The sequence below is a fragment of the Desulfovibrio sp. genome (assembly GCF_018379785.1).
Taxonomy (GTDB): domain Bacteria; phylum Desulfobacterota; class Desulfovibrionia; order Desulfovibrionales; family Desulfovibrionaceae; genus Desulfovibrio.
In genome coordinates, this window is the sequence record NZ_JAGZUV010000100.1 from 1 (window position 1) to 11285 (window position 11285).

Below are 11285 nucleotides of genomic sequence, written 5' to 3' on the forward strand. Positions count from 1 at the left end.
TTCCACAATGGTGCAGTCTATCATAATTTGACCCCACGCCGATGGATTCTTCGCTGAGATTGTCAATAAGATCAAGTCGATCGCCGAGCACATAGACTGAAAGCAGTGGCTCGCTGGAACGTGCGCCGCGTCCGCTCTTGCGTACATATTCGTTCAATGCGCCCATAGATGTACGGCTGTTCTGCACGTCAAAAGGCTCGTTGTTGCAGAAACTGAATGTAAATGTGGGAAAAATAAGAGTGCGAACTCCCAACGATTCGATAACGTTTAAAAGTTCAGCCAACAGTTGGCTGCGACGGATGACTGGCAGACCAAAAGTCATATCCGTATGGATATAGAGTACATCACAGTCGGCTGCGGCCACTGACCGCAGCGATGCCTGCATTTGAGAACTGGTCACGACGCCTCTCGCGCTATGAAACAATGCGCTATCCATGCTTCCTCCCGATTAACCACGTGGAAAATGTTCGCCGCCGTCCACATTGAGTATCTGGCCTGTGAGATAAGAAGACTCTTCAGATAAGAGGAAGGGAATAACACGAGCCACATCCTCGACCTTGCCCGGCGGCAGGAGGGTGGGGGGATCCCATGGCGCATCGGGGGAAAGGTCCGCAAAGGTTGTTTCCGTGATGCGTGTCCGAAATGAACCAGGGGCGATGACATTGACGCGGATCCTTGGGGCCAGTTCGCAGGCCAGAGCTATTCCCAAGGCATTGATGGCCCCTTTGCTGGCGCAATAATGTGGTTGATAACGTTTCCCGCCAATGGTGGCGATGCTTGAGACCAGTATTATATTGCGCAGCGCTGCTCCGTTGACCTTTTTTTTGAGTAGTGCGCTGATGATTTCCGTGGCGGAGAAATAGTTGACATTCATGACCCTCAGGCCCACGGAGTACTTTGTCTTTGAAATGGGCAATACTTCGGTCATGCCAGCAAAGTGGATAAAGGTTTCCACTGCAAGTTCTCGCTCATGGATGAGAGACGTTAGTGCTGTGCTCACCGTGGCCGCCTGCTCCAGATCGAAGGGAAACAGGACAATACGTCTGCCGTGTTGGGAACACTCTTTTCCCACAGATGCGAGCCGCTCCTCGTTTCTTCCGTGCAGAATAAGATTACGCGAGTGGCTCAGCAGTTTGGCCGTAGCTTCGCCCATTCCGGAAGATGCGCCGGTGATCAGGGTGAATGTGTCAGACATGTATCCTTTCCTCCTTATCCCGATTCAAGCTCTCCTTGAGGCGGAAACGGTCGATTTTGCCGTTGGCGTTGCGTGGAAGTTCGCCTAGGCAAATATAGGCGGCAGGCACCATATACCGTGGGAGAACACTGCCGATGCTGCTGCGTATTTCTTTTTCCGGCAACGGCGACGGAGCTTCATAAAACAGCGTGATTTTGCCAGCGGCAGTATGGTAAATTGCACAGCAATTACGCACCAGTTTCAGTGTGTCGATGATGACATGCTCGATTTCCCCCAATTCTATACGGTAGCCCATGTGTTTGATGAGCGTATCTCTCCGGCCTTTGAAGATGAGTTCCCCATATTTGTTGTAGGCCACAATATCGCCGGTGCGATAGATGCGCTCGGGATATGCATGATTGAAGGGATTTTGAACAAAGGCAGCTGTCGTCTTTTCCGCGTTGTTGTAATAACCCATGGCGAGCGATGTGCCCCGTACGCATAATTCGCCTTCCTCATCCGGCCCAGCTGGCTCACCGCGCTCGTTGAGGATTAATATGCCGGTATTACGGAACGGTTTTCCAATGGGAATAGGTTCATCGTCGTGCAAGTCCCGGGATACAGGATAATACAGACAATCCAGCGTGATTTCGATAGGGCCGTAAAGATTGATGAATGTCGTCTGCGGCAGCATCCTTCGCCAATAATTGAATTTGGCAGTAGGGAATACCTCCCCCGCAAACCAAGCCATTTTGAGGTCCGGTAGGGGAATCCGGCTCAATAGATCCATGTTGGCGATATTGACCATGATGGTCGGCACCCAAAACAGGAACGTCACTTGGCGCGCGACCATCAGCTCCAGAAGCCGGACTGGAAAGGCCGCGAAATTTTCCGGCACAATAACCAGGGTACTGCCTTGTGCCATGAGCATGCACAGCTCAAAGCTGAAAATATCAAAAACGAGAGGTGACAGGCTGGCGACAACTTCGGCATCGCCAACAAGTCCAGCCTCACAGACAACCTCGATGAAGTCGATGAAGCTGCGATGACTGAGAGCCACGGCTTTGGGCGTACCCGTGGAGCCTGACGTATTGATCACGCAAAGAAGGTCGGTGTCGATATTTTGTTCGCGCAGTGCAAGCACACGGCGTTTGTCCCCGGCGGAAAGTGGAGCCTCTTCGCAGCTCGGCAGCAAAAATATCGGAATGTCCGTGGGGAGGGTAGAAACCATGTCCGCCTGAGTCACAATCAACACTGGCCGCACCTGATGCAGGATGTTCTTGGCCCTCTGTTTCGGGCTTTTGACATCAAGGTTCATATAGGCGTTGCCGCTATAGAGAATGGCTAGATCGACCATCACCGCCGCCGCGCTTTTAGGCAGAAAAACGGCGACTATTTGCCCCGTGCGTGCCTCAAGCCGCTGGCTCAGAGCGTTGGCAGTACATAAGATGCGTTCATACAGATTTGCAAAAGTGACGGCAGTGTTCCCATCATGTACGGCTATCCGATCAGGATGGTCCGCCACTATGGCTTCAAAATAATGTGTAATATGCGTTGGGTACACAGAGATTCCTCGCGTCAGGCGTCACAGAGCATCTTACTTACAGCTTCACAAAAAGCTTTTTGCCAGTAGGCCGGATCATGCTCGCCAGGCATCGTATGCAGCCTAGCCGGAAGGCGATATTCTCGGCAAAGCATTTCCACCGCCTGACTCTGTGATAAACTCAGATAGTCCTGCTCTCCGCAGAACAGTTCCAAACGCGGTGCTCTGCCGCTGGAGCCCGCATGCCGGACAAGCTGGTTTAGATCGGCGTCGGGATACATTTGGCCGGATTCGTCCAGTACAAGACGGCGCATGATGCTGTCACATGTTACATGGAGGGCACGTTGCGCCCGTTTTTTCAGGACGCGTTCGTCCAGAGGCAAGCGAGGGTCGAAAACGCCGGAAATGGCTGCGACTGCCGCAAAATTCTCTCCTCTGTCGAGTCCCCAGCGCAACGCGCCGAATCCTCCCATGGAAACACCAATAATAAAATTGTCGTCGCGCCGGAGAGAAAGAGGCAAAGCTTCCTGTAGGGTGGGCATAAGTTCATCTTGAAGAAAATCAGCCTGTCGTTCGTAAACGGAATTCAGAAAATAGCCGTTGCCCAGACTGGGCGCGATGATGGCTATGTGCGCGCCCTTGGCAATGTCGCCAGCTCTAAGACTGTCGAAGAAAAAATCTGCATTGCTCATGGCACAATGTAGAGCCCATATAGTCCTGTATGGAGCTTTACCTATATCGAAACCAGAGGGTAGAACCACCACAACTTCCACGGGACGAAGCAAGGTGGTGGATTCAAGTGTTATGCGTAAGCGCATCATGGATGGGGATCTCCTTCCGTCGGATACGCATTGGTAGTCCACAACATATTATAGATAACAACGCCGTCAAAACATGCATTGCTTTTCTCAGAATGCTTTACCAATCTGGTGGCAGCGATGTCACGCCACCCCATACCGCGCGCAATTTTTCTGTTCAATGAGGAGAAGTATCCTTCAAGGAAAACCTGCACAGCCAGGAAAAGCCCCTCTTTCCGATATTCCTTGCGAGTTACGTCAAATAGGCCATGAATATGGCTGTTGGAACAGGTGAAATAATTCAACGAGGCGATCTTTCCGTCCCGGCGTAGTACGGCGACTTGCCGCTTGACGATGTTTTCCCGGATAGCCGGGAGCTCCGGCACGTTGTCCGCCACAAGGTCGAAATTTTCCAGCAGGATTTCCAAAATTTCTTCGGCTTCCTCAGGGGCGGCGAAGGATACGCAATCTAGATAGCCCTCAACGAGAGTATGCAGAGCTTCCCGTATTTTTTTCGGGGCTTTTCTCGCAAGCATGCGCAGTAATTTTTTTTTCAGGCTGAACCCCTGTCGTAGAAATACCTGGGCTGTCTTCTCTGCTTGCGGTTCCTTGGCGATGACGGAACCTCGAATGGCAAGAGGGGAGGAATACCTCGCCAAGAGGTCCGTGATGCCTTCTTCCAGCGCTGTCTCGTCCGCAGCGAGATAAAGGCAATCATGATAGTAGCCGTGATAGGGAACCAGCAGAAAAACGGCCCCGTCCGTCTCGTGCAACAGACAGGATTTTTCAACCAACAGGCCGCGCAGGCTGAGACTATTCTGGAAAATGTTGCAGAGCGTGCAACGGCGGCGTGCCTTCAGAGCATCGTGCGCGGTAGTGAAAAGCTCAAACGTGGTATTTTGCATAAAAAGCCTGTCGGATTTTGTTGGGTTGAATATCTATACAACCTAGCAGGGAGCGCCTGCATTGATGGGGAAGATGGCTCCGGTAATATGACGTGCTGCCTCACTCATAAGATAGGCAACCATCTGAGCAACCTCTTCAGGGGGAATCAAACCTAAGGGCTGGTAGCCGTTTTCCTTGAGCCGTTTGTCAAGATCGCCTACTACGTCCATCATTTTGAAATTCATGGGAGTATCCACAATGGCTGGCCGGATGACATTGACGGTTGTATTTCTAGAGGCCAGCTCAACGGCCATGGTCTTGGCGGCGGCTTCAAGCGCGGCCTTGGAGGCGGCATAAGCCACAAGATGTTTATTGTATCCTAAACTGGCCAAAGAAGAGATGGCCACTATCCGTAACGACTGGTCCTTTTTTTTGAGCCGTGTCAAACAGCGCCCAATTTCTACAAAAGCGAAACAGTTGACGAGCATGCAGTCAGCCATAAAGTCCGGATTGACATGGCGGAGCCGGGCCAGCCCTCCTATCCCGGCGCAATAAGCGCAACCGTCTATGCTCCCTTGCCAGTTTCGGGCGCGCTCAAGATGGGCATGCAGTGTTGAAATATCCCGCAAATCGGTGACAAGAGGCAGGCATTTCTCTGCTGGCATGGTATCCATAGTTTCTCGAATGCCGTGTTCATTACGGGCTAGAAGAATGACGAAAGCTCCCTGGCGGGCTAGCTCGCGGCAAGTGCTACGGCCAATGCCGGACGAGGCTCCGGTTACGAGAATGACTTTTTGTGCCAGGGAAGGGTTCATGGACTGGCTCCTCTTGCGGCGTCGGCAGGCTTAGGGGGCTGGTTTGAGAAAATCTTCCTCAAAACGGTCGGCACATGTATACATGGGGGCAACGACAGCGGGATCAAGGCTGAGATCGACGATGCCCCAAGAAAGTCCTACGCCGAAAGCGCTGATCAGCAGAGACAGGGGATCGCTTTTGATGCCAGCATAGGCGTCTACCATGGTCAGAGAGACTGATGCACCATTGGTGTTACCCAAACTATCGACTGTTACCGGTACTTTGGACATATCGACCTTTAAACGCCGGGCCATGGCCTTAAGTATTTGCATGTTGGCTTGATGTAAAACCAGCCCGTCGTAATCCGCCATACTTTTCCCCACACGCTCCAAAAAGGCTTTAATATCTTCCACAACCCGTAAGGTAGCGAAGGACGTGATCTCCATGCCGTCCATGTAGCCGCAGCCTTCATAAATGGCGCCATTGGGCAGAATGCCACGTATGTGCCGCCATGCGTTGCGGACCCCTGCATAGGGATCAAAAAGAAAATAGTAGCCGGTGCCGTCGCTGTGCAAGGAGATGTCCAGAGGTGAATTTTCCCTTTTTTCCAACAGAAGCGCCGTGCTGCCTTCACCCGAAAGAAAGCAGGGTTCCGCCAGCAAGGCCTGCGGCGACTCGTAGGATGGCCACATGGTATCACCCGAAACCATGGCGATGCGATTGATGTGAGGCTGTTGCAAAAGCGATGCGCAAACTGAGAGACCATATGGAAAGCTGGAACAGCCCAGCGTGATGTCAAATGCCATAACTTCCGAGCTCAAGCCCATGTGATTGTGCAGCACATGGGCATTGCCTGTACTCGGGTTAAAATCCGGCGTCTGCGACATGAAAACCAGCGCATCCAGGCTATGCGCCCTCCAACCTGCCCTGTCCAATGCGCCGCACAGGGCGGCATACCCCAGATCGGTGCTTGTCTGCTCCGTAATGGAGATGTGACGTTGCGTGATGCCCGTCTGTTTTACGAAATTTTTGATGTAGGCGGCACGCGGATGCTGGGGATCTGTATTGATTTTTTGCACATGCTCGGGCAGTGCTCCAGCCAAGGCGGCTATGCCCACATTGTTAAAATGCAAAAAAGCCATGTTATTCCACCGGGTGCATGGTATCCAGAATATCCTGCACAGTTTCAAAGGCACGGATCTGCTGCCCGCTGACCTTCCTGTTGAATTCATCGCCCATCAGCACCACATATGACAATGCGGCTAGGGAATCCCATTCCTCAATCTCGTCGAGACTGGTTTCCGGCTTCAGGGTGCCTTCGTCCAGTTCCATAATGTCTTCCAGTGCCGCCAGTTTTTCCTGTGTGTTCATGACTGTCCTTATGTCAGGTTATGCGGTTACGCCGAATATTCGGTAATCCCGTTGCCGGGGTGTTCAATGAGTTCGCAAAAATCCATCTGGCCCAGGTGGCACACGGCCGCCGCAAGCGATAGCCCAGCCCCAAAGGCTGAGCAGCATGCCAAGAGGCGTTCATGCAGGAGACGCTTGCCCAGATTGAAAGCGATATTGACGGGGATGGTGACGGATGAGGAATTGCCGAAGTTCTCCACAATATTGTTGAACAAGATTTCGCGCGGCACGCCAATGAGGTCGGCCAACTTTTGGAGCATGAAACGGTTAGGCTGATGGGTCAGATGGTACTGAATGTCGTCTTTTTCGATGCCCACATAGCGACAGGTCTCCTCAATGAGCGGCGGGACACATTCCATGACGAACTGAAAGACCGCCGTACCGTCCATGTGCATGTTGTTCAGCGAGCGATAATTACCCATTTCATCCTGAATCATTTTGGCGGTTTCCGCTGTAGCAGGCATACGGCATCCTCCCGCAGGAACCAATAACGCATCCCGGCGGCTGCCGTCATTACGGAACACAAAGTGGATCACATCCTCAGGATCGTCGCTCCGGCTGACCACAGTCACCGCCGCCGCGTCGCCGCATAGCGGATAGGTATTTCTGTCCAGTTTGTTGGCGCGGCAGGCTCCGCCGTCTGTAGTGATCAGCGCGCCGATGCAGTTTTCGTAAATATCCGTACAGAACACATCCGTAGGCAGGGCAAGCTGACCGTGTATAACCTTGCTGTTGCCCGGCACCGGATGATCCGCCATCTGTGCCACTACCACCAAGCCTTGCAGGGAGTCCCGGCACAGCCAGCCCTGATGGAAAAGATAGCTCATAGTATAAGAGGCCAGATCGCACGGCGTGGTCCGCGCATCCGCGATACGGTGTTCGTTGAAGCCCATGACGCGCCCTAATCGCCGGGAGGTCTTTTCGGGAAAGGGAAAACACTTCAGTTCATCCTCGAAGCGGTAGACCTGCTGCGGCACTGTGGCACACAACCCGCGGATTTTGACACCATGAATCCTTGTTTGCATTTTACTTCAACCTGTCTTCTCTTTGAAGCATCGCCTAAAAATTCATTTTGGCGCTCCTGCGCACCAACGCGCAGATGCTTTTCACAGAAGAAAAATTTTCAGGTATGATATCCAGTGCAGAAATGGATACAGAAAATGTTTCTTCAAGTTCCGTAACAAGAGTCACTACATCAAAGCTGTCCAAGTAACTCTGCTCGATAAAATCCACGCCTTCCTCAAATGCATAGGTCGGTTGCAGTTCTTTCAGAATACGCAACACTTCTTCTTCCATCATCATTATCCTTCAGATTGGAGGTATCCCTCATTAATGAGTTGTTTCCAGAGGGGGTTTTTCCTTATCCACAACTTTCAGCGCCTGCAAAAAATGCCCGGCAAATTCGGGAAAAGTATTACTAGCCTGATCCAGCAATCTTTCATCCTCTTCCTCCATGTATATTTTGAGAAAGTCGGCAAAGACACCGTTGGCCAGACCAGTCAGCAGACGAAAATAACGGTTCTGGAAATGCGTGTTGATAGCCTGATAGGTTGCAAGTTCCGCCATTCCATGTGCCCGTCTATGTTCCAAAGTTGAAATAGATGTCGTATAGTACAGGGCATTTTTATGTCTACGGTAGACGGACATGACTTCCTGCAGGAAACCGATTCTCCCCATCTCGGCGTGGAGCAGATGCCAGTACCAGTCCCCAGGGCATAAATCCGGGCGAAACCATTCCGGCAGACCTTCCCGGAAGCGCCAACGGTACACAACGGAGTTGGTCTGAATCAGATTTCCCTGGAACATGTCCGCCAAATAATACTCCTCGCGCACGCCGCGAGGGAGCATGGACAATGGCGGGTAGACATCCGCCGGGTATTCGCCGTCCTCATAGAGGACGCTGACCGGATGGAAACACAGGGCACAGCGGGGATGGCTTTCCAGGAAGTCTATCTGTTTTTGCAGTTTGAATGGGTCGATGAAATAGTCATCTCCATCGCAAAGGGCCGCGTAGGAGGTTCGGCAGCGGGTGAACAACCCGATGATGTTCTCGCCGGAGCGGCGCTGAGATAGGAGCACCGGCTGAATGGAAGGATGTCTGGCCGCATAGGCAGCCACAATATCGGCGGTCCGATCTGTCGAATGGTGATCGAGCACAAGGTGGCGCACGGGAAAACTGGTACGCTGGGCCAGTACGCTGTCCATGCACTGACCTATGAATGCCTCATGATTATACGTCATGGTCAGGACGGTTAATGCAACGGGCTGAACCGGTTCGCCTATCGTCAAGCTATCAGCGGGCGCGGTGAAAGACAGTGCTTCGGTTAATGCCTTTTGATCCTCCGACAGCAAAAGCGCGTCGGTGGTATAGCGTTGCCGCAAGGGAACGCGTACGGCAGAGGGAAGCGCGGCGGCAAAGGTTCTGACTTTATCGTCGGGCAATGGTGCGTCAAAATCGGCTTCCGGTTGTGTGCCCAGCCACTCCGGGCAGTTCAGGCTGCCGGGCTCCACCTCAAGAAGAGCCTCCAGTTGTTGGAGGTCGGTCATGCCCTCCTGAACCAGAACCTGCCGGAGTTTTCTGGGACTGAGGGGCGCTGTGCCCCAAGCCCGCTCCACCATACTCAGGCAGTCCATAAACTGCCCGTCATCCAGTTTCGGCCAAGCGTTATCCCGCACTTCCATGGCCCAACTCAAGCGTCGTGCTTCGTGGGAGGCTAAAAACAGGGGATGGCGTGGCAGATGTTCCGGCAAATGCGGCGGCGGACATCCCAGAGTGGCAAACAGGCTTTGGGCCAGATCGTCACGCCGTCCGGCTGTGGGACTGTCTGACAGGTCGGCCAGCAGAGTGACGTTGGCCTCTCCCCATTGGCTACGGGCATCTTTGACAAGGGTGGACAGCGTGCTACACCGTTTGACAAGTTGCTGTCCCATTGAGTCAGGCAGAAGTTCTCTCGTCTCCCGGTAGCGCTGTTCCAATACGCAGACGGGACGTCCGATAATGAAGATAACATGAACGTCGTGCTTTGTCAGATCAATAGAGTTCCGCAATAAGCGCGCCAAAGATTGATGGCCCAAAAGGTTGAGCGAGTATGACATGAGCAGCACATCCATGCCTGCCTCGACTTGCCTATTTAACGCTTTCATAACAGAGGACATATGGGGAGGGACATCCTCGTCTTCCGATACAGGGGTCCAGAACATCAAATGTGAGGGAATGAGCTCACAAGCCCAAGTATCCGATGCCCCTAACTCAACACCCTGTGTAGTCAACAATGCGCGGTTCGCGTGTATAGTTGCGAAAAGCCAGGGACGAGATGGACTCAGATCGGTATAAAGAAAAATACGGGCCATAACGGCTACGCCTTTTCCTGCACTTGTACTTTGTAGCGTAGTACATTGCGTACGTTGCGTGTTGCGCGTCGGACATGGTCTTCTGACAAGTCTCCATACATGGGCAAACACAGCACCCGCCGGGCTGCGTTCTCAGCAACAGGGCAAGGTGTGCGCCATTTCTGATTCAAGTACGGCAGTATGTTGAGCGACGGATAGAAGTAGCGACGAGGATGAATATGTTCCGCGAGCAACGCCCGCTCCACGAGGTCGCGGCAGCGCTCGTCAGGCATGAGGATGGGGTAATAGGCGTTGTTCCACTTCTGGCCCTCACGAACGATAGGACGCATCAGACCCAAACCCTCAAGGGCCGCATCATAGGCCGTATGAAGTTGTCCGCGCCGTTCAATTTCCGCATCCGTACCCGGCAACAGCGCCAGCCCCATGGCGGCATGCAGTTCACTCATTTTTCCATTGATGCCCAGGCAATAATGTGTGTCGCCGATGTGACCGAAGGCCCGCGCAAGCGACAGCGCCTTATGGACTTCATCTGTATGAGAGATGACGCATCCGCCCTCCACAGTGTGGAAAATTTTGGTCGCATGGAAGCTGCAAATACTGTAGTCACCATAGGCCAATAGACTTTTACCTTTATAGCGCGACCCGAAAGCCTGAGCCCCGTCATAAATGAGCGTCGCTCCCTGCTCGCGGCAAATAGCATCCAGGCTTTCCACGTCACAGGCCAACCCGTAGATATGGACGGGCAGTACCCCAGCGATATCGGGTTCTTTGATAAGACGCCGGCGGAGAAGATCGGGAGAAAGGCATAATGTATCGGGTTCCACATCCACAAAAACCGGCGTGCACCCCAACCACAGCAAGGCTGAGAGTGTTGCCACATACGTATAAGGGGTTACCGCGACTTTTTTTCCAGCCAGTCCCGCCGATTGGATAGCAAGCATGAGAGCTGTCGTACCGTTATTACAGCTAATAATATTGGATATATCGAGGTATTCCGCGAGCGATTTTTCTAATTTCTGAACGCAAGCTCCGTTATTTGTGACCCATGAACTCTGGAAAAAATCACTACACTGCTGAAAGAAAGCCTCTTGTATAGGCATTCTTGTTTTTGTGACGTATATGGAGTTTTTCATGTCAAAATACGTCAGAAAACAGCACGCAATAAGGCCGAATCCGACAAGTCAGATTCGGCCTTAAAAAAATGGTATGAGTTAAAAATGCAGAGAAGAGATGAATATAAGCTGGTAGCTGCGGAATTACAGAAAAACAAAGGCCTAAAAGAAGACCTCTCTCTCTCTCTCTCTCTCTCTCTCTCTCTCTCTCTCTCTCT

12 protein-coding genes are annotated in these 11285 nt (G+C 52.4%); all 12 read right to left on the reverse strand.

The genetic code is table 11. From position 1 onward, the window contains the following. Window positions 1-436 (reverse strand): AAC(3) family N-acetyltransferase (locus KH208_RS14630; RefSeq protein WP_291437521.1); only part of this gene is annotated, 436 nt, incomplete at its 3' end. 12 nt (window positions 437-448) lie between these two features. Then, complete coding sequence (locus KH208_RS14635; RefSeq protein ID WP_291437523.1) at window positions 449-1195, reverse strand: SDR family NAD(P)-dependent oxidoreductase; 747 nt, start codon at window positions 1193-1195, stop codon at window positions 449-451. Continuing rightward, window positions 1188-2738, reverse strand: coding sequence for an amino acid adenylation domain-containing protein (locus KH208_RS14640; protein WP_291437526.1), 1551 nt, complete (start codon window positions 2736-2738; stop codon window positions 1188-1190). Before KH208_RS14640 ends, KH208_RS14635 begins: the two co-directional genes overlap by 8 nt. A gap of 14 nt (window positions 2739-2752) precedes the next feature. Beyond that, window positions 2753-3538: an alpha/beta hydrolase-fold protein gene (locus tag KH208_RS14645; RefSeq protein ID WP_291437528.1), complete on the reverse strand. Its 786-nt coding sequence runs from the start codon at window positions 3536-3538 to the stop codon at window positions 2753-2755. Continuing rightward, window positions 3535-4419 carry a hypothetical protein gene (locus tag KH208_RS14650; protein ID WP_291437529.1) on the reverse strand — a complete coding sequence of 295 codons (885 nt, stop codon included), beginning with the start codon at window positions 4417-4419 and terminating at the stop codon, window positions 3535-3537. Before KH208_RS14650 ends, KH208_RS14645 begins: the two co-directional genes overlap by 4 nt. A 42-nt stretch (window positions 4420-4461) precedes the next feature. Next, on the reverse strand, window positions 4462-5214 hold the full coding sequence (locus tag KH208_RS14655; protein WP_291437531.1) for an SDR family NAD(P)-dependent oxidoreductase: 753 nt from the start codon (window positions 5212-5214) through the stop codon (window positions 4462-4464). A gap of 30 nt (window positions 5215-5244) precedes the next feature. Then, entirely contained in the window at window positions 5245-6336 is a 1092-nt protein-coding gene (locus tag KH208_RS14660) for a 3-oxoacyl-ACP synthase III family protein (protein WP_291437533.1), read from the reverse strand. Window position 6337: 1 nt separating this feature from the next. Beyond that, a complete protein-coding gene (locus KH208_RS14665) occupies window positions 6338-6565 on the reverse strand; it encodes an acyl carrier protein (protein ID WP_291437535.1) in 228 nt (75 codons plus the stop codon). Window positions 6566-6591: 26 nt separating this feature from the next. Continuing rightward, window positions 6592-7581 carry a 3-oxoacyl-[acyl-carrier-protein] synthase III C-terminal domain-containing protein gene (locus KH208_RS14670; RefSeq protein ID WP_291437538.1) on the reverse strand — a complete coding sequence of 330 codons (990 nt, stop codon included), beginning with the start codon at window positions 7579-7581 and terminating at the stop codon, window positions 6592-6594. An 82-nt stretch (window positions 7582-7663) separates the two neighbouring features. Next, complete coding sequence (locus KH208_RS14675; RefSeq protein WP_291437540.1) at window positions 7664-7900, reverse strand: acyl carrier protein; 237 nt, start codon at window positions 7898-7900, stop codon at window positions 7664-7666. Window positions 7901-7933: 33 nt separating this feature from the next. Then, on the reverse strand, window positions 7934-9715 hold the full coding sequence (locus KH208_RS14680; RefSeq protein ID WP_291437542.1) for a glycosyltransferase: 1782 nt from the start codon (window positions 9713-9715) through the stop codon (window positions 7934-7936). A 245-nt stretch (window positions 9716-9960) separates the two neighbouring features. Continuing rightward, window positions 9961-11088, reverse strand: a complete 1128-nt coding sequence (locus KH208_RS14685; protein WP_291437544.1) for a DegT/DnrJ/EryC1/StrS aminotransferase family protein — start codon at window positions 11086-11088, stop codon at window positions 9961-9963. Between the last annotated feature and the right edge of the window lie 197 nt (window positions 11089-11285).

Coding starts and splice junctions, on each gene's coding strand:
- KH208_RS14685 (WP_291437544.1), bottom strand. CDS start 11,088: ATGAAAAACTCCATATACGTCACAAAAACAAGAATGCCTATACAAGAG.
- KH208_RS14675 (WP_291437540.1), bottom strand. CDS start 7,900: ATGGAAGAAGAAGTGTTGCGTATTCTGAAAGAACTGCAACCGACCTAT.
- KH208_RS14645 (WP_291437528.1), bottom strand. CDS start 3,538: ATGATGCGCTTACGCATAACACTTGAATCCACCACCTTGCTTCGTCCC.
- KH208_RS14665 (WP_291437535.1), bottom strand. CDS start 6,565: ATGAACACACAGGAAAAACTGGCGGCACTGGAAGACATTATGGAACTG.
- KH208_RS14660 (WP_291437533.1), bottom strand. CDS start 6,336: ATGGCTTTTTTGCATTTTAACAATGTGGGCATAGCCGCCTTGGCTGGA.
- KH208_RS14680 (WP_291437542.1), bottom strand. CDS start 9,715: ATGGATGTGCTGCTCATGTCATACTCGCTCAACCTTTTGGGCCATCAA.
- KH208_RS14635 (WP_291437523.1), bottom strand. CDS start 1,195: ATGTCTGACACATTCACCCTGATCACCGGCGCATCTTCCGGAATGGGC.
- KH208_RS14650 (WP_291437529.1), bottom strand. CDS start 4,419: ATGCAAAATACCACGTTTGAGCTTTTCACTACCGCGCACGATGCTCTG.
- KH208_RS14655 (WP_291437531.1), bottom strand. CDS start 5,214: ATGAACCCTTCCCTGGCACAAAAAGTCATTCTCGTAACCGGAGCCTCG.